The sequence below is a fragment of the Pectobacterium colocasium genome (assembly GCF_020181655.1).
GTDB classification, from domain to species: domain Bacteria; phylum Pseudomonadota; class Gammaproteobacteria; order Enterobacterales; family Enterobacteriaceae; genus Pectobacterium; species Pectobacterium colocasium.
The window spans coordinates 1,256,718-1,273,955 of record NZ_CP084032.1; the positions used below are offsets into that span (position 1 = coordinate 1,256,718).

At 49.9% G+C, this 17,238-nt stretch carries 17 protein-coding genes and 1 other RNA gene; 9 read left to right on the forward strand and 9 right to left on the reverse strand.

Annotation, left to right across the window (positions count from 1 at the left end; all coding sequences use genetic code 11):
* Positions 1-15: 15 nt before the first annotated feature.
* Together LCF41_RS05530 and LCF41_RS05535 are read left to right on the forward strand one after the other, a co-directional pair.
* Entirely contained in the window at positions 16-381 is a 366-nt protein-coding gene (locus LCF41_RS05530; RefSeq protein ID WP_225087228.1) for a ComEA family DNA-binding protein, read from the forward strand.
* A gap of 138 nt (positions 382-519) precedes the next feature.
* Entirely contained in the window at positions 520-918 is a 399-nt protein-coding gene (locus tag LCF41_RS05535; RefSeq protein WP_225087229.1) for an acyl-CoA thioesterase, read from the forward strand.
* Positions 919-991: 73 nt separating this feature from the next.
* Here the strand turns inward: LCF41_RS05535 and queC are convergent, their stop codons facing one another.
* Together queC and LCF41_RS05545 are read right to left on the reverse strand one after the other, a co-directional pair.
* Positions 992-1,687 (reverse strand): 7-cyano-7-deazaguanine synthase QueC, encoded by a 696-nt coding sequence (gene queC / locus LCF41_RS05540; protein ID WP_225087230.1) that lies wholly within the window; start codon positions 1,685-1,687, stop codon positions 992-994.
* A 176-nt stretch (positions 1,688-1,863) separates the two neighbouring features.
* Positions 1,864-2,940, reverse strand: coding sequence for a PLP-dependent cysteine synthase family protein (locus LCF41_RS05545; protein WP_284144946.1), 1,077 nt, complete (start codon positions 2,938-2,940; stop codon positions 1,864-1,866).
* Between the two features lie 359 nt (positions 2,941-3,299).
* Between LCF41_RS05545 and LCF41_RS05550 the strand changes: the two genes are divergently transcribed.
* The 5 genes from LCF41_RS05550 to amtB all read left to right on the forward strand — a co-directional run bounded on the left by LCF41_RS05550 (position 3,300) and on the right by amtB (position 9,401).
* The gene (locus tag LCF41_RS05550) at positions 3,300-3,761 is read left to right on the forward strand and encodes an Lrp/AsnC family transcriptional regulator (RefSeq protein ID WP_005976040.1); all 462 of its coding nucleotides are present in this window, start codon (positions 3,300-3,302) and stop codon (positions 3,759-3,761) included.
* 78 nt (positions 3,762-3,839) lie between these two features.
* On the forward strand, positions 3,840-5,609 hold the full coding sequence (locus LCF41_RS05555) for a SmdA family multidrug ABC transporter permease/ATP-binding protein (protein ID WP_225087231.1): 1,770 nt from the start codon (positions 3,840-3,842) through the stop codon (positions 5,607-5,609).
* Positions 5,602-7,377: a SmdB family multidrug efflux ABC transporter permease/ATP-binding protein gene (locus tag LCF41_RS05560; protein WP_225087232.1), complete on the forward strand. Its 1,776-nt coding sequence runs from the start codon at positions 5,602-5,604 to the stop codon at positions 7,375-7,377. The genes LCF41_RS05555 and LCF41_RS05560 overlap by 8 nt, the downstream gene beginning before the upstream one ends.
* Positions 7,378-7,736: 359 nt before the next feature.
* Positions 7,737-8,075 (forward strand): P-II family nitrogen regulator, encoded by a 339-nt coding sequence (gene glnK, locus LCF41_RS05565; protein ID WP_002208627.1) that lies wholly within the window; start codon positions 7,737-7,739, stop codon positions 8,073-8,075.
* Between the two features lie 39 nt (positions 8,076-8,114).
* Positions 8,115-9,401, forward strand: a complete 1,287-nt coding sequence (gene amtB / locus LCF41_RS05570) for an ammonium transporter AmtB (RefSeq protein ID WP_225087233.1) — start codon at positions 8,115-8,117, stop codon at positions 9,399-9,401.
* Between the two features lie 77 nt (positions 9,402-9,478).
* Here amtB and tesB read toward each other — a convergent pair whose 3' ends face one another.
* Positions 9,479-10,342: an acyl-CoA thioesterase II gene (gene tesB, locus LCF41_RS05575; RefSeq protein ID WP_225087234.1), complete on the reverse strand. Its 864-nt coding sequence runs from the start codon at positions 10,340-10,342 to the stop codon at positions 9,479-9,481.
* A 212-nt stretch (positions 10,343-10,554) separates the two neighbouring features.
* Here tesB and LCF41_RS05580 point away from each other — a divergent pair, with 212 nt between their 5' ends.
* Positions 10,555-11,136 (forward strand): YbaY family lipoprotein, encoded by a 582-nt coding sequence (locus LCF41_RS05580; RefSeq protein WP_225087235.1) that lies wholly within the window; start codon positions 10,555-10,557, stop codon positions 11,134-11,136.
* Between the two features lie 20 nt (positions 11,137-11,156).
* Here the strand turns inward: LCF41_RS05580 and LCF41_RS05585 are convergent, their stop codons facing one another.
* Positions 11,157-11,477, reverse strand: a complete 321-nt coding sequence (locus LCF41_RS05585; RefSeq protein WP_015839360.1) for an MGMT family protein — start codon at positions 11,475-11,477, stop codon at positions 11,157-11,159.
* Between the two features lie 185 nt (positions 11,478-11,662).
* On the opposite strand from LCF41_RS05585, the gene ffs reads away from it, so the two are divergent.
* Positions 11,663-11,759: signal recognition particle sRNA small type (ffs, locus tag LCF41_RS05590), an RNA gene on the forward strand.
* Positions 11,760-12,221: 462 nt separating this feature from the next.
* On the opposite strand, the gene LCF41_RS05595 is transcribed toward ffs, so the two are convergent.
* The 5 genes from LCF41_RS05595 to LCF41_RS05615 all read right to left on the reverse strand — a co-directional run bounded on the left by LCF41_RS05595 (position 12,222) and on the right by LCF41_RS05615 (position 17,212).
* Positions 12,222-12,425, reverse strand: a complete 204-nt coding sequence (locus LCF41_RS05595) for an HHA domain-containing protein (protein ID WP_005976087.1) — start codon at positions 12,423-12,425, stop codon at positions 12,222-12,224.
* 53 nt (positions 12,426-12,478) lie between these two features.
* On the reverse strand, positions 12,479-12,847 hold the full coding sequence (gene tomB / locus LCF41_RS05600) for an Hha toxicity modulator TomB (protein WP_005976089.1): 369 nt from the start codon (positions 12,845-12,847) through the stop codon (positions 12,479-12,481).
* Positions 12,848-13,443: 596 nt separating this feature from the next.
* Complete coding sequence (gene ykgO, locus LCF41_RS05605) at positions 13,444-13,587, reverse strand: type B 50S ribosomal protein L36 (RefSeq protein ID WP_005976091.1); 144 nt, start codon at positions 13,585-13,587, stop codon at positions 13,444-13,446.
* A gap of 17 nt (positions 13,588-13,604) precedes the next feature.
* Complete coding sequence (locus LCF41_RS05610) at positions 13,605-13,853, reverse strand: type B 50S ribosomal protein L31 (protein ID WP_225087236.1); 249 nt, start codon at positions 13,851-13,853, stop codon at positions 13,605-13,607.
* Positions 13,854-14,083: 230 nt separating this feature from the next.
* A complete protein-coding gene (locus LCF41_RS05615; RefSeq protein WP_225087237.1) occupies positions 14,084-17,212 on the reverse strand; it encodes an efflux RND transporter permease subunit in 3,129 nt (1,042 codons plus the stop codon).
* Positions 17,213-17,238 lie beyond the last annotated feature (26 nt).

Genomic DNA, 17,238 nt, shown 5'->3' on the forward strand with positions numbered 1-17,238 from the left:
CATGGAGGAAACAGCATGAAAAAATCAGGAATAAAAGTACTGTGCTTAATCATTGGAATGAGTTTATCTGGGTTGCCATTACTGGTTCAGGCGGCACCTAAAGCCGCCGACAGCACGTCGACGGCAGTAAAGTCTGCGCCAGCGGATCAGAAAGTGGAAAAAGCGACGCTTCCTGATGCCGACGAGGATAAGGTAAGTATTAATGCAGCGAGTGCTGCCGAGTTGGCAGACATCATGAACGGTGTCGGTCTGAAAAAGGCGGAAGCGATAGTTAACTACCGCGAGCAAAATGGCCCTTTTACTCAAGTAGATCAGCTAACGGAGGTGCCGGGAATTGGGGCGGCGTTGGTTGAGCGCAATCTCTCTCGTTTAAAACTGTGATTTTTTAAGCCCGTGATGTCTTTAAAACTGTGATATCAGTCGCAGCTCAGTCGAGCACTTTCTCTGAGCTGCGAACCTCTGCTAGGCTAATTGTCAGGTCATACCAGTTGTCGGTTTTGTCACAGGAGTATTCCCGCTATGCAGACGTTAATTACCGTTCGTGGCTATCACATTGATGTTTATCAGCACGTTAATAACGCGCGTTATCTGGAGTTTCTGGAAGAAGCGCGTTGGCAATGGCTGGAAACCCAGCCCGCTTTTGGCTGGATGCATCGCAACAAAATCGCTTTCGTTGTGGTGAATATCAATATCAACTACCGCAAGCCTGCCGTGCTCGGTGATGTACTGCGCATTGATAGCGAATTACTACAGATAAATACAAAAAGCGGCGTGATCAGTCAGAAGATAACCCGGGTAGCGGATGAAAGCGACGTGACTGATGCCACGCTGACGTTTGTCTGCATCGATTTATTGACGCAAAAAGCGCTGCCGCTGGAGGGAGAACTGCTGGAACACCTAAACGGAATTCGCCGTTAACATAAAGCCGCAGGCTATTGCTGTTTGGCGTGGCCTACGGTTTTTACGTCGCATGATGTTGTGTTGTGGCGTATCAGCGTAATCCTGTTTTCTGCTTCAGTGATGCCATGACAGCCGCGGAGTCGTTTTGATATTGAGCAAGCCCGTTTGCGCGTAAATGGCAGGCGGCACATTGGCCACATCCATCACCCTTAATGCCGTTATAGCAAGTTAACGTGTGATAGCGCACCGTATCGAGTTGCTGGTAGTAATCCGCCAGCGCCCAGGTTTCTGCTTTATTGAGCCACATCAGCGGGGTTTCAAAGCGAATGTCGCGGGCAATGCCTAATACAATAGCCTGATTTAGCGCCTTCACGAATTCGTCGCGACAATCAGGGTAGCCGGAAAAGTCGGTCTCACACACGCCGGTAATGACAGTCTCGGCACCAACCTGATAGGCGTAGATTGAGGCGAGCGTCAGGAAAAGAATATTTCTTCCTGGAACGAAGGTATTGGGGATGCCTTGCGCATTGGCGTCGTAATCAGGAACCGGGATACTGTCGCGCGTCAGGCTGCTGGTGGCGAGCTCATTCAGTAAGCCTACGTCCAGAACCTTATGCGCCGTTGCACCCAGCTTCAGGCTGAGTTCTTGGGCGATATCAATTTCCGCACGGTGACGCTGTCCATAATCGAAGGTGATGCAGTGGACGTCATCATAATGTTGCAGGGCCTGAATCAGGCAGGTTGTGGAATCTTGTCCACCGCTAAAAACGACCACAGCACGCTTCATTCTTCATTCACCTTAACGCGACGCTAACCGCAGTACGTCTGTCATGCAGTGCGGTGTAACGTCGCCATGTTATCTGGAAAGCAATTCTGTTTAGAAAGCAATGTTATCTGAAAAAACATGTTACCTGAAAAATGGCTCGTATTCAGCGCCGCGGCTGCATGCTGAATATGTCAGCCTTACGCCAGGCTGGGTTCAGATATGAGAGGGGATATCTCTGGGCTGTTCAGCGCATTGAGGTAAGGGAGAATGTCGCCGATGTTTTTTTCTACCCAACTGCTGTTGTAATAGGTATCCAGATAGCGTTCACCGCTGTCGCAGAGTAGGGTCACAATCGCCCCTTTTTGACCGCGGCTCATCATTTCTTTGGCCAGTTGCAGCATCCCCCAGACGTTGGTGCCGGTAGAGGCGCCTGCCTTGCGACCTAATACGCTTTCCAGCCAGTAAAGTGTGGCGATGCTGGCGGCATCCGGCACTTTGATCATGCTATCAATGACGTCAGGAATAAAAGAAGGCTCGGCACGCGGACGGCCAATACCCTCTATCCGGCTACCGCACGGACCCGTGATGGAACGATCCCGCTGCTGGTAGCAGTCGTAAAAAACAGAATTTTCAGGATCGACGACGACCAGTTGCGTATCCAGACCCTGATAGCGAATGTAGCGCCCGAGCGTGGCTGAGGTGCCGCCAGTGCCTGCGCTCATCACGATATAGTCTGGAACAGGATACGGTTCACGTGCCATTTGGCGGTAAATGCTGTCAGCAATATTGTTGTTGCCGCGCCAGTCGGTGGCACGTTCTGCGTAAGTGAACTGATCCATATAATGGCCGTTCATCTCTTGTGCGAGCTGTTCAGATGCCGCATAGATTTGTCCTGCCTGTTCGACAAAATGGCAGCGTCCACCATAGAACGCGATTTGCTCAACTTTTCTTTTTGCAGTGCAGGAGGGCATGACGGCGATAAACGGCAGGCCAAGCAAGCGGGCAAAATACGCCTCTGACACGGCGGTACTGCCGGATGATGCTTCGATAATCGGCGTGCCTTCTTTAATCCAACCGTTGCACAGCCCATAGAGAAACAAAGAACGCGCCAGACGATGCTTCAGGCTGCCGCTGGGATGTGTGCTTTCATCTTTGAGGTAAAAATAGATACCGGGGTAATCCGGCAGGGTCAAACGGATAAGATGCGTATCAGCCGAACGCTGAAAATCTGCTTCGATAGCGCTGATGGCATTTTTAACCCAGGCATTGGTCATGATGAAAACTCGGTTAGACAGTGATGTGAATAGAGTAACGAGTTTTTAGGATAAAAAAATTACCTTTTTATCTCTTAATGGGGTTTTTGGGGGAATACTTTACTCCTTAATGGTTTTTTTTGGGGGTGATTTTACTATATAAGGCGTGGGTAAATTGCTACCTCCAACATCATGGCGACAGCAGGGCCTGTGCAACGAAGTCCATCGCATGCTGATGGTGCCAATAATGCTATTAGCGTGGCTTTAAACGGCAAGAACATTGCTTTTCTCTCTTAATGGCGGAAAGTAGAGAAAGTTTTCTATCGCGCAGCGCTATAGTGGTAAAGCTATATCAGGTAAAAACTAATCAGGTAAAAACTATGTTGGATAAAATTGATCGCACTCTGCTGAATATGTTGCAACAGGATTGCACGCTTTCGCTACAGACGCTGGCCGATGCGGTTAATCTGACATCCACGCCGTGCTGGAAACGCCTGAAGCGTCTGGAAGAAGAAGGGATTATCCGAGCTCGGGTGGCGCTGCTGGATAATGAGCGTCTGGGACTAGGGCTGACGGCGTTCGTCTTATTGAAGACGCAGCAGCACAACCGCGACTGGTATCAGACCTTCACTCGTGTTGTGTCCGATATGCCTGAAGTGTTGGCTTTTTATCGCATGGCTGGCGAATACGATTACCTGATGCAGGTTCAGGTTGCTGATATGAAAAGCTATGATGATTTCTATAAGCGGCTGGTGAATGGTATTCCCGGTTTGGTCGATGTAACATCTAGCTTTGCTATGGAACGAATCAAACACACCACGGCTCTGCCTTTATCCCTGTGATTCATCATCCATCCGTCTTTTGTATAATCACTTTTCTGAGTCTGTCATGACCCGTCTGGCTATTGGAATGAAAACCGCGTGAGACTGTTTGCTCAACTGAGTTGGTATTTTCGCCGTGAATGGCGCCGCTATCTGGGTGCCATTGCGCTATTGATTGTGATTGCCATTCTGCAATTGCTTCCTCCTAAACTGGTTGGCGTGATCGTCGATGGTGTGACGCAACACGGCATGTCGATGACCGAAATGATGAAGTGGATTGGCGTGATGCTGCTGACCGCCGTCATGGTCTACCTGCTGCGCTACGTGTGGCGCGTGTTCCTGTTCGGTGCTTCATACCAACTGGCGGTTGAGCTACGGGAAGATTTTTACCGCCAATTGAGTCGCCAGCATCCGGCGTTTTACCAGCGTCATCGTACCGGCGATCTGATGGCGCGAGCCACCAACGATGTCGATCGCGTGGTTTTTGCCGCCGGAGAAGGTGTACTGACGCTGGTCGATTCGATGGTGATGGGCTGTGCGGTACTGGTTGTCATGTGTACGCAGATCAGTTGGGAACTCACTCTGCTGGCGTTGCTTCCGATGCCATTTATGGCGATTTTCATCAAGCGCTACGGCACGCAGTTGCATAACCGTTTTAAATCCGCACAGGCTGCTTTTTCTTCGCTTAACGATCAGGCGCAGGAAAGCTTGACCAGCATTCGCATGATTAAAGCCTTTGGGTTGGAAAACTATCAATCTGCGCGTTTTGCACAGGTTGCGGCAGAGGCAGGTGCCAAAAACATGCACGTCGCCCGCGTTGATGCCCGCTTCGATCCCACTATTTATATCGCTGTCGGGCTTTCGAATTTGCTGGCGATTGGTGGCGGCAGTTGGATGGTGATTAACGGTTCGCTGACGTTAGGCTTGTTGACCAGCTTTGTCATGTATCTGGGATTGATGATATGGCCGATGTTGGCGCTGGCCTGGATGTTTAACATTGTTGAACGCGGTAGCGCGGCATATAGCCGTATTCGTCAGTTACTGGCGGAAGAACTCGTGGTGAAAGACGGTGAAGAATCATTGCCTGCGGAGCGGGGCGTGTTGGCGGTGAACATCTCCGCGTTTCGCTACCCGGATAATACCCGCGATGCCTTACAGCATATTCAGTTTACGCTGTCTCCGGGCAATATGTTGGGATTATGTGGGCCGACAGGGTCGGGGAAAAGTACGCTGCTGGCGTTGATTTTGCGTCATTTCGATACCCAGTCGGGAGAGATTCGTTATCACGATCGCCCGCTGAATGCTATTCGGCTGGACGAGCTACGAAGCCGTTTTGCCGTTGTTGGGCAAATGCCTTTTCTGTTTTCGGACACGGTGGCGCAAAACATCGCACTGGGTCGACCTGAGGCGACGCAACAAGAGATTGAACAGGCGGCGCGTCTTGCCAGCGTTCATGACGATATTCTGCGTTTGCCTCAAGGTTACCAAACTGAGGTGGGTGAGCGCGGTGTGATGTTATCTGGCGGTCAAAAACAGCGGATCGCGATTGCCCGTGCGCTGCTGCTGGACGCTGAAATTCTGGTGCTGGACGATGCGCTGTCTGCGGTGGATGGGCGAACGGAGCACCAGATTTTGCAGAATCTGAAAACATGGGGCGAAAAACGGACGTTGATCATCAGCGCACATCGCCTGTCAGCCCTCACGGAAGCGAATGAAATCGTGGTGTTGCAGCAAGGACAAGCGGTGCAGCGCGGCACACACCGGACGCTGGCCGCAGAGCCTGGCTGGTATCGGGATATGTACCGCTATCAACAGCTTGAGGCGGCGCTGGATGAGGTACCGCAGGCGGAAGGAGCAAGAAATGAATAGCCCTCAACAGTTTTGGCCAACGCTGAAACGCCTGTTGTCCTATGGTTCACCTTGGCGAAAACCGCTGCTGTCCGGTGTCGTGATGTTATGGGTTGCTGCGGCCGCAGAAGTTTCTGGCCCTATATTGGTGAGTTATTTTATTGATGATCTGGTGGCTAAAGGCGAATTTCCGCTGGCGATTGCGGCGGGCCTGGCGATGGCCTACATCCTGCTGCAAATGCTGGCGGCACTGCTGCACTATTTTCAGACGCTGTTGTTTAACCGCGTTGCGGTCGGCGTCGTCCAACAACTGCGCATTGATGTGATGGATGCGGCGTTGCGCCAGCCGCTGAGCACATTCGATACGCAACCCGTTGGGCAACTGATTTCACGCGTCACCAATGACACCGAGGTCGTTAAAGATCTGTACGTCATGGTGGTGTCAACGGTATTACGCAGTGCGGCGCTGGTGGGGGCGATGCTGGTGGCGATGTTCAGTCTGAACTGGCAGATGGCGCTGATTGCACTGATGATTTTCCCTGCGGTCGCGGTGGTCATGGCGCTGTACCATCGTTTCAGTACGCCGATTGTGCGCAAGGTTCGAAGCTACCTGGCCGACATTAATGATGGTTTCAACGAAGTGATTAATGGCATGGGCGTCATTCAGCAGTTCCGCCAGCAGGCTCGCTTTGGCAAGAAACTGGGAGCCTCCAGCCACGCGCATTATGACGCACGAATGAAGGCGTTGCGTCTGGAAGGGTTCCTGCTGCGGCCACTGCTGAGCCTGTTTGCTGCGATGGTGCTGTGTGGGTTGTTGATCCAATTTGGTTTCAGTTCGATGGGGTCGGTTGGCGTCGGGGTTTTGTATGCGTTTATCAACTATTTGGGGCGTCTGAATGAACCGCTGATTGAACTGACAACCCAGCAGTCTATGTTGCAGCAGGCGGTTGTTGCGGGTGAGCGTATCTTTGAGTTGATGGATGGGACAAAGCAGGGCTACGGCGACGATGAGCGTCCGCTGGCTACCGGGCGTGTCGATATTGACGATGTTTCTTTCTCGTATGGCACCGAAAAACGCGTACTACAGCATATTTCTCTGACGATACCAGAGCGCGGGTTCGTCGCGTTGGTCGGGCATACGGGCAGCGGAAAAAGCACCCTGGCCAGTTTGCTGATGGGATATTACACGCCGGACGAAGGAGAAATTCGGCTCGATGGCCGGCCGCTTTCTACGCTCTCTCATGCGGTGTTGCGCCAAAATGTGGCAATGGTGCAGCAGGATCCGGTTGTGCTGGCGGAATCCATGTTTGTGAATGTGACGCTGGGGCGTGATATCAGCGAAGAGGCCGTCTGGCGCGTGTTGGAGGTCGTACAGCTGGCTGAGCTGGTGCGGACTTTCCCTGAAGGATTGCATACGCGCGTTGGTGAGCAGGGGAATAATTTGTCTACCGGACAAAAGCAGCTGTTAGCGATCGCGCGGGTACTGGTGCAAACGCCTAAAATTCTGATTCTTGATGAAGCGACGGCGAATATTGACTCGGGTACGGAACAGGCTGTGCAAAAGGCGTTGCGTATCATCAGGGAACAGACAACCTTGATTATCATCGCGCATCGGCTTTCTACCATCGTTGAGGCCGACACGATCATGGTGCTTCATCATGGGCAAACCGTTGAGCGGGGAACGCATGAGCAACTGCTGCAACAGCAGGGGCGCTATTATCAGATGTATCAATTGCAACTGGCCGGAGAGGATCTTGCTGCCACCAGCACCGAACCTTGCATTGCCTGACTCGATTATAGGTCATACGATGGTCTGCACCGCCTTGAGTGGTGCAGACTGACAGTCTGCTCATGGCTTCGCACCATCATTAAGCATCGTGATTCCGGTTTTGACCCACGCTGCACTGAAAATACTCTTTGCGCACCAAAATAGTGCAATTCTTGCCCAATTCTTCCAGCCTTTCTTCCTCGTTATGTTTGCTTTTTGTCCTTTCTCATCTTTAAACGCGTTCTCTTTCCTGATTTATGCCAGATAAATCATTTATGGCACACCCTTTGCTTTAGTCATGACGTAGACCTACTTCATAGAGCGTGTAATCGAACAAGTGACGGGCGAAAGCCTGAACGTAATGGCTAGGGGGAAGACAAATGAAACTGGTTACTGTGGTGATAAAACCATTCAAGCTGGAAGATGTACGTGAAGCGTTATCTTCTGTCGGCATCCAGGGGCTCACCGTCACTGAGGTGAAAGGATTTGGTCGTCAGAAGGGGCATGCGGAACTCTACCGTGGTGCAGAATATAGCGTTAACTTTTTACCCAAAGTAAAAATTGATATCGCGATTGCAGACGACCAATTGGATGAAGTGATCGATGTTATCAGCAAAGCGGCGTACACCGGAAAAATTGGTGATGGCAAAATTTTTGTCGCCGAGTTGCAAAGGGTTATCCGTATTCGTACGGGTGAAACTGACGAAGCCGCACTTTAACAACACCTAGCGTAGATACGTAAATAGGGATGGATGAAAATGAAAAAATTACTCTCTTCATTAGGTCTCGGTGTGGCGGCATTACTCCCGTCCTGGGCAATGGCTGCAACACCGACGATTGATAAAGCGGATAACGCTTTTATTATGATTTGTACCGCGCTGGTACTTTTTATGACTATACCGGGCATCGCACTGTTTTACGGCGGCCTGATTCGTTCCAAAAACGTTCTGTCCATGATGACGCAGGTGAGCGTAACATTCGCGATGGTTTGTATCCTGTGGGTGGTTTACGGATATAGCCTGGCTTTCAGCGAAGGTAATGCCTTCTTCGGTGGCTTCAGTACGTTTATGCTGAAAGGCATCGGGATTGAATCGATTAGCGGCACCTACTATCAATTTGTACACGTGGCGTATCAGGCTTCCTTTGCCTGCATCACCGTTGCGCTGATTGTCGGGGCGATTGCTGAACGTATCCGTTTCTCTGCTGTACTGATTTTCGTTGCGCTGTGGCTGACGTTCTCCTACCTGCCGATGACGCACATGGTGTGGGGCGGTGGTTATCTGGCATTGGATGGTGCGTTGGACTTCGCGGGTGGTACGGTGGTTCACATTAACGCCGCGGTTGCTGGGTTGGTTGGTGCTTACCTGCTGGGCAAACGCGCTGGTTTTGGCAAAGAAGCCTTCAAACCACATAACCTGCCGATGGTGTTTATCGGTACAGCGATTCTGTATATCGGCTGGTTTGGCTTTAACGCGGGTTCTGCGGGGGCCGCAAACGGCATTGCTGCTCTGGCTTTCCTGAACACGGTTGTCGCTACTGCTGCTGCGATTCTGGCGTGGGTTGGTGGTGAGTGGATGGTGCGCGGTAAGCCTTCTCTGCTGGGTGCATGTTCCGGTTGTATCGCGGGTCTGGTAGCAATCACACCAGCTGCGGGTACGGTGGGCGTCGGTGGTGCATTGATCATCGGTCTGGCTGGCGGTGTCGCAGGTCTGTGGGGCGTAACCGTACTGAAAAGATGGCTGCGCGTGGATGACCCCTGTGATGTATTCGGTGTTCACGGCGTGTGCGGTATCGTTGGCTGTATCCTGACTGGCGTATTCACTTCAGCTTCACTGGGTGGTACTGGCTATGCAGAAGGTGTGACGATGGCGCATCAGGTTTGGGTACAGTTATTTAGCGTAATTGTTGCTCTGGTATGGTCTGGCGTGGTGGCATTCGTGGCCTTCAAAGTGGCGGATATGATTGTCGGCCTGCGTGTACCGGAAGATCAAGAGCGCGAAGGTCTGGACGTCAACAGCCATGGCGAGAGCGCTTACAACCAATAATTGAGCTTGTTCAAATGCAACAAGCGGGCGTGGAGGAAACTCCACGCCCGTTTTACGTTATGAGGCTGCCACCATCCTTACGTTTGACGGCGGCGCATCACCCCTTCCTGTACGCTGGATGCAACCAGCACGCCTTCTCGGGTATAGAACTGCCCACGTACGAAGCCACGAGCACCGGATGCGGATGTACTTTCTACGGTGTAGAGCAGCCAGTCATCCAACCGGAAATCACGGTGGAACCACATTGAGTGATCAATCGTGGCGACCTGCATACCCGGCTCCAAAAAGCCAACGCCATGAGGTTGTAAAGCCGTGAGTAGGAAGTTGCAGTCAGACGTATAGCCAAGCAGGTATTGGTGAATACGCTTGTCATCCGGCAGTGGGCCGCTGGCCCGGCACCAAACGTGTCGTACTGGCTCATCCACTTCGCCTTTTAAGGGGTTATGGAATTTAACCGGGCGCATCTCAATTGGGCTGGCCTGAATAAATTTATCGCGAAAGCGGGGCGGCAAGAGGTGCTGCATATCTTGCGCGATTTCCTGCTCGGATTTCAGCGCTTCTGGCGGTGGAACCTCAGGCATCACATTCTGGTGCTCAAACCCTTCTTCATGGCTTTGAAAAGAGGCTGTCATATAAAAGATAGGGCGACCATTCTGGATGGCACTGACGCGTCTGGCGCTGAAACTGTTGCCATCGCGCAGGTTTTCAACGTCATAAATAATCGGTTTCTGGCTGTCGCCGGGCAGCAAAAAGTAGCTGTGGAAAGAGTGAATGTTGCGCTCGACGGGAACGGTTTGTTTGGCGGCTGACATGGCCTGGCCTACGACTTGCCCGCCAAAGACCTGGCGCAGCCCCAAATCATCGCTTTGTCCGCGAAATAGCCCTTCTTCGAGCTTCTCTAAATGCAGGAGGTCGAGAAGGTGTTGTAGTGGTTGACTCATGGTATCGGCCCCAATGGATGAGAATGGCTAAGCATCTGTTTGTTTTATAAGGTGTAAATGTCTATTTATGGCTTTCTTTCTGCAATAAATATGCGGTTTTCATGAAAATATCAGAATTTTGCACCATCATTATTGTGTTGGGTGAATCATACTCTTTATGAGTGCCGGTTTGCGATACCGGTAGTCCGACAATAATAAAGGAGACTGACCGAATGAAATTATGGCATATCTTAGGTGGTATCACGTTATCGATGACTCTGGCTGCATGTGCACAGAGGAGTGATTATGGCGTTTCTCCTCAAACTGGTGCACCTGTCACCAGTGCTTCTTCACAGCGCCCGGCTGTTGCGATGCCAGCAGTAACCGGTACGGTGAATATTCGTCAGCGTATTGCACTTCCTCACAACGCAGTGTTAACCGTTACGGTGTCTGATGCATCGCTGGCAGATGCGCCTTCAAAAGTCATTACTCAGCGCGTGATGCGCACAGAAGGAAAGCAAGCACCTTTCCAATTCGATCTACCGTACAATCCGGCTGATATTCAGCCCAACGCACGTATTTTACTCAGTGCAGCAATTGCAATCGATAACCGCATCGTGATGGTGACGGAGAACGTCTTGCCGGTTATTAGCAACGGCGTAAATAACGCCGATTTGGTGCTGGTGCCTGTCGCCTCGGTTCCTTTGCCGGCTCAGAATCAGGGATCAATGCTATCCAACCCGGCGAATCAGAGCCCTCATATGCTTCAAGGGCAGCCTGCTGCGCCATCTGTGGCACCTCAGACTACTTGGTAACATGGGCTGCATACGCGCCGTTATGGCGCGTATTGCCAGCGGTATTTCGCAAGATCGATCTTTCCCTGACGATTGAAAATAATCCCTTCCGCCTGCAGCGCTGATTTCTGGCGCACATAGTCGCCACCGACTAGTGATATTTCACCTTTACGATTGATTACCCGATGCCAGGGGAGTTTGCTGTCTTTCGGCAGGCGTTTTAATACTCCTCCGACTTGCCTTGATGCTCTGGGTGAATCGGCAAGCTGGGCAATGTCGCCATAGGTCGCTATTTTTCCATAAGGAATCGCCGCGACGATTTGAAAAACACGCTGGCGGAAATTATCATTTTCTTCTGACATCAGCGGATGTTCCTGCTGTTTCGAAACCGATTGACTGCCATAGTGGCATAGTAGGGTGGGTAAGAAAACAACGGTTAGTCTGTGTTAGCTTGCAATTGCCTATCCTATCACCGATAATGCCCACCGCTTTGTGACACGTTGCGATTATCATGTGCTAGCGGTTATAAAGTCGTCAATGGAGGCCCTGTCGGTTCTCCCGCAACACTAACCTATGGATTCGGTCAGGTCCGGAAGGAAGCAGCCGCAGCAGGAGACGTGTGTGCCGGGATGTAGCTGGCAGGGCCTCCACCATTTCTGCCCTTATCTTGCCGTGTTATCGCCAGTTAGGTTTCATCTTCTGTTCATAACCCATGCTTTTGTCATATGCCAATTTTCGGCCATAAGTCCGCTCTCTGGAGCGCATAAGTATGGCTCCGTCACTTTCCGTTTTGCCGATCTTTGTTTCTTCTGAAGGATGCCGTGCATCTTTACCTGGTGAGTAATAATTGCGCCAATTATTACATTCTCTGTTTCCATCACTGGATATACTATTAGTGATGTTATCAATACGGTTGTTATAAATGATAAACGGTGGGTAAATAAGCGTCGTGGTATGAAGTAAAATTCATTTTTACTTAATATTAAAAATACAATTTGTTACAAGTCTTACTCAATTAATACGTTAAAAAGATAATAAAAACAAAGGCCGATAATATTATCGGCACAGTGTATTTAATGTCAGTTTTTGTATACGTTTCGTTGGAATTAACGGACGTATCGCCATACCGCAGTCGGTACTTTGTCATAGAGTTTGTTCATCGTCAGTTCTGCCAGACGATGATCGGCTGCGGAAAAGAACATCTCCAGTTCATCATTGGAGAGTTCATACTTGTTTTTTTCAATAACGCGTTCGAGGGTGTCAATGGTTGTGCATTTACGCAAACGCATCAAATAGTCGATTTTTTTCATAATGGCCTATGCAAACAGTACCTGGTGGTTAAAAAATATAAATAAATTATTGCTTAAGTTTTAGCAGGCGTACAGACGTTCTCCCCTGAGAACATTCCGAATAATTTTGCTTTGGACTTCTGCCAACGCCGCAGTTCAGCATCATTAATACCATAGTTGCTAAACAAGACGTAAGTATCATCCAAATACTTTTCAACCTGCTCTGAAAGCTCACTTTCGTTAGGGTATTTTATTTTAAATGTGAGAATAAACGTAGCGATATGCTCAATAAGTTCATTTAATTGGAGATTGATCGCAGATGTTGGATCATTGACCCAGCCGTGACTGCTATCGCCTAACGTTGCTATGCTTTCGTCACACAGATTCTCACATAAGAATCTGAGTTGGGCAATATCATAATGTTTTGGTGTGTACTCATCCATATCAATCCCTCCGTTAAGCCGTTATTCAGTGTTACTGCGGTTAACACCTGGTAAACAGGTAGACTGATGAAACTTGCAAGATAAAACGTTAACGCTGTTTCGTATTCCTGTTGTGACAAACAGAGCATTGAGCCATTGTGATTTGTTCAGCAATGAATGAGACAACAAAGATGTTTGTACCTCCTACTCTCTACTATGTCGCGAAATAGGGTTGTCGTAAATACCAACCTATCATGACTTAACCTTAAGTATAGCTATACCATGTTGGTTACGCTTACGTCATTCTATATATGACTATAGCAAAAGCGTTCGTAAAATTCGCGGATAATAGGTAAGGTTTTCACTGCTATTTATTTTGATTAATCCTCATATTTTTTGTTGTAACAATGAGCATAGAATAAACTTGGCTGCTGATGATTTAATTATTTCTATCTGAAAATATGAGAAATGGCAGAAGGAATGCGAAGAGACTAGTCAGTGGATAAGGTATGTTGGTGAGGGTTATCTTATTGTTTCAGAAGTTTTTTCATGCGTGCATCCCGTACAGTTTTGTTAACGTCATAACATAGACTGTATCGGGATGGGGTCGAGAAAGATTAACCTTTTTTCTTTTTTCCGCCTTGCACGGCCTTAAAGCGCGGATTGGATTTGCATATAACGTAAACTCGCCCACGACGGCGAACCACAATACAGTCTTTGTGACGATTTTTTGCTGAACGCAGCGAACTAAGCACCTGCATTTAATAACCCTCTCTGATTACTTGAAGAAGTTCCCAAAGCGCTGCTGGAAGCGCGCCGTGCTGCCTTCTTTGGAATATTCTTTTTGCTTCCCGGTGTAATAGGGATGCGATGCCGAAGAAACGTCAATGGCGACGTAAGGGTAGCTGACCCCCTCCAGTTCAATGGTTCGATCGGTTTTAATTGTTGATCCCGTCCTGTAATAGACATCAGCGCTGGTATCATGAAATACCACCGTGCGATAGTCAGGATGAATTCCTGCTTTCATATTTACCTCATTTGTTATGTTATAACATATGCGTTATGTTGCGCTTTTTTGGCATCAGGATCAACCATTATGTTGCTTTGGGGCTGTTGCATCCCTCTAAGCCACGATAAACACGGATAAAGAGCTAAACAGCGCGGTTTGGCACGAGTTAGTCGACATGAAAAGGGAAGAGGGTTGGGGAAAGAAAAAAGGCCGCGAGGCGGCCTTTTAGAGTAGATATGGGGGCAGTTTTAGTGCGCTGCTGTGTCGTCTACTTTCTTGCCGAAGCGACGGCGGACAACCACAAAGAACACTGGAACGAAGAAGATAGCCAGCACGGTTGCGGTAATCATCCCGCCCATTACGCCAGTACCAACGGCGTTCTGTGCACCGGACCCCGCACCGCTACTGATTACCAGCGGCATTACCCCGAGGATAAAGGCAAGGGATGTCATCAAGATTGGGCGCAAACGCATACGAACGGCATCCAGCGTTGCTTCTATCAGTCCTTTCCCTTCTTTTTCCATCAGATCTTTAGCAAATTCGACGATCAATATGGCGTTCTTCGCGGATAGCCCTATGGTTGTCAACAGGCCCACCTTAAAGTAAACGTCGTTTTCAAGACCTGTCATATTTGCCGCAATCAATGCGCCGATGATCCCCAATGGAACAACCAGCATGACGGAGAACGGTATTGACCAGCTCTCATAAAGCGCTGCCAGACACAGGAACACGACAATCAATGAAATGGCATAGATTGCAGGTGCCTGGTTACCGGATAACCGCTCCTGATAGGACATACCCGTCCATTCGTAACCGATACCTTGTGGTAATTGGGTAACGAAATTTTCCATCAATGCCATGGCTTCGCCGGTACTCTTACCTGGAGTCGCTTCACCTTGTATCTGCATGGATGGCTGGCCATTATAACGTTCCAGACGCGGTGAACCGTATTCCCAGTGGCTCTGCGTGAATGCAGAGAATGGCACCATTTGTCCATTGCTACCGCGGATGTACCAGTTTTTAATGTCATCTGGCAGCATACGGAAAGGTGCATCGGCCTGAACGTAAACTTTCTTCACACGACCTCGATCGGTAAAGTCATTTACATAAGAACCACCCAGCGCAGTTGCCAATGTTGAACTGATATCCGACAGTGATACGCCGAGCGCCTGTGCTTTTTCCTGATCGATATCGAGACGGAACTGCGGGGTATCTTCCATCCCGTTAGGACGAACCTGCACCAGCGTATCAGGGTGTTGTGCAGCCATGCCCAACAGTTGGTTACGCGCTTCCGTCAGTTTTGCATGGCCAAGGTTAGCCTGGTCAATCAACTGGAAGTCAAAACCAGTGGCTGTCCCCAGTTCGATAATCGCAGGAAGGTTGACTGCGAACACCATGGCTTCTTTATACTCACTAAAGGCTGCGTTCGCTCTTGCTGCAATCGCCTGAACTTTATTCTCTGTGCCGCTTCGTTCACTCCAGTCATTCAGGCTGGTGAAAGCCAGTCCGACATTCTGCCCGCGGCCAGAGAACCCGAAACCTGAGATCGTAAATACAGATTTGACGTTATTTTTCTCATTATCGAGATAGTAGTTCGTCATTCGGTCCATGATCTTCTGGGTATTTTCCTGCGTTGCTCCTGAAGGCAATTGAACGATGTTCAGGAGAACGCCCTGGTCTTCATCTGGCAGGAACGACGTTGGCAAACGCAAGAACAGGAATGCCAGCCCGACCACAATCAGCAGATAGATGACCAGATAACGCCCGGTGCTGCGCAGAATATTGGCCACGCTATCGGTGTAATGATGCGTGCTTTTCTCAAACAGTCTGTTGAACCAGCCGAAGAAGCCTTTTTTCTCGCCGTGATCGCCTTTGGCAATCGGTTTCAACAGGGTTGCGCAAAGGGCTGGCGTCAGAACCAACGCGACCAGCACCGACAGCACCATCGCAGAAACGATTGTGATGGAGAACTGGCGGTAGATTGCCCCTGTGGAACCACCGGTAAAGGCCATTGGCACGAAGACCGCGGACAGCACCAGCGCGATACCGACTAACGCGCCCTGGATTTGCTCCATGGAACGTTTGGTGGCTTCTTTAGGCGGCAGACCTTCTTCCGCCATGACACGTTCCACGTTTTCCACCACAACGATGGCGTCATCCACCAGAAGCCCGATGGCGAGCACCATCGCGAACATCGTCAAGGTGTTAATGGAATAACCAAACGCGGAGAGGATTGCAAACGTCCCCAGCAACACGACCGGCACCGCAATAGTTGGGATCAGCGTGGCACGGAAGTTCTGCAAGAACAGGTACATGACCAGGAATACCAGTACGATGGCTTCCACCAGCGTTTTCACTACTTCGTTGATCGAGATCTTAACGAAGGGCGTTGTATCGTACGGGTAAACGACTTTTAGGCCAGCAGGGAAGAATTCTTCGGCCTTGGTCAGTGCATTTTTGACTGCGGTTGCCGTATCCAGGGCGTTCGCTCCTGTTGCCAATTTGATACCGATACCGGCAGCAGGTTTACCGTTAAAACGAGCGATAACGTCGTAACCTTCTGCACCCAGCTCAACGCGTGCAACGTCTTTAAGACGAACCTGAGAGCCATCTGCGTTAACTTTCAGCAGTATTTTAGAAAATTCCTCTGCTGAATTCAGACGGGTTTGCGCAATGATGGAAGCATTTAATTGCTGTCCGGGAACCGGTGGGGCGCCGCCCAATTGTCCTGCAGCGATCTGGTTGTTTTGAACCCGAATTGCCGTGGTGACATCGCCAGCCGTTAATTGATAGTTATTAAGCTTGTTCGGATCCAGCCAGATACGCATGGCGTACTGGGAGCCAAATAACTGCGCGTCACCGACACCGGATGTCCGGCTGATAGGGTCTTTAACGTTAGCTGCTACGTAGTCAGCGATATCTTCCTGTGACATTTTGCCGTCTTCACTGATGAAGGCGGCAACCATGAGGAAACTGCTACTGGATTTCTGAACGTTAACCCCTTGCTGCTGTACTTCCTGCGGTAGCAGTGGCATAGCCAGTTGCAGCTTATTCTGCACCTGAACCTGAGCGATGTCCGGATCCGTGCCTGCCTCAAACGTCAGCGTAATCTGAACCGAACCAGAAGAGTCACTGTTTGATGACATATACATCAGGTTATCGATGCCGTTCATATTCTGTTCGATAACCTGCGTAACGGAATCTTGCAGCGTTGATGCATCGGCCCCTGGATAAGTTGCTATTACGTCAATCGCGGGGGGCGCGATCGTTGGATACTGGGCAACCGGTAATTTAACAATTGCCAGCAACCCCGTCAGCATCACCATGATGGCGAGTACCCATGCAAAAATGGGTCGATCTATAAAAAACTTAGCCATGAATTATACCGGCTCCTGTTAGAACG

Coding starts and splice junctions, on each gene's coding strand:
- LCF41_RS05530 (WP_225087228.1), top strand. CDS start 16: ATGAAAAAATCAGGAATAAAAGTACTGTGCTTAATCATTGGAATGAGT.
- LCF41_RS05535 (WP_225087229.1), top strand. CDS start 520: ATGCAGACGTTAATTACCGTTCGTGGCTATCACATTGATGTTTATCAG.
- queC (WP_225087230.1), bottom strand. CDS start 1,687: ATGAAGCGTGCTGTGGTCGTTTTTAGCGGTGGACAAGATTCCACAACC.
- LCF41_RS05545 (WP_284144946.1), bottom strand. CDS start 2,940: ATGACCAATGCCTGGGTTAAAAATGCCATCAGCGCTATCGAAGCAGAT.
- LCF41_RS05550 (WP_005976040.1), top strand. CDS start 3,300: ATGTTGGATAAAATTGATCGCACTCTGCTGAATATGTTGCAACAGGAT.
- LCF41_RS05560 (WP_225087232.1), top strand. CDS start 5,602: ATGAATAGCCCTCAACAGTTTTGGCCAACGCTGAAACGCCTGTTGTCC.
- glnK (WP_002208627.1), top strand. CDS start 7,737: ATGAAACTGGTTACTGTGGTGATAAAACCATTCAAGCTGGAAGATGTA.
- amtB (WP_225087233.1), top strand. CDS start 8,115: ATGAAAAAATTACTCTCTTCATTAGGTCTCGGTGTGGCGGCATTACTC.
- tesB (WP_225087234.1), bottom strand. CDS start 10,342: ATGAGTCAACCACTACAACACCTTCTCGACCTCCTGCATTTAGAGAAG.
- LCF41_RS05580 (WP_225087235.1), top strand. CDS start 10,555: ATGAAATTATGGCATATCTTAGGTGGTATCACGTTATCGATGACTCTG.
- LCF41_RS05585 (WP_015839360.1), bottom strand. CDS start 11,477: ATGTCAGAAGAAAATGATAATTTCCGCCAGCGTGTTTTTCAAATCGTC.
- LCF41_RS05595 (WP_005976087.1), bottom strand. CDS start 12,425: ATGAAAAAAATCGACTATTTGATGCGTTTGCGTAAATGCACAACCATT.
- tomB (WP_005976089.1), bottom strand. CDS start 12,847: ATGGATGAGTACACACCAAAACATTATGATATTGCCCAACTCAGATTC.
- ykgO (WP_005976091.1), bottom strand. CDS start 13,587: ATGCAGGTGCTTAGTTCGCTGCGTTCAGCAAAAAATCGTCACAAAGAC.
- LCF41_RS05610 (WP_225087236.1), bottom strand. CDS start 13,853: ATGAAAGCAGGAATTCATCCTGACTATCGCACGGTGGTATTTCATGAT.
- LCF41_RS05615 (WP_225087237.1), bottom strand. CDS start 17,212: ATGGCTAAGTTTTTTATAGATCGACCCATTTTTGCATGGGTACTCGCC.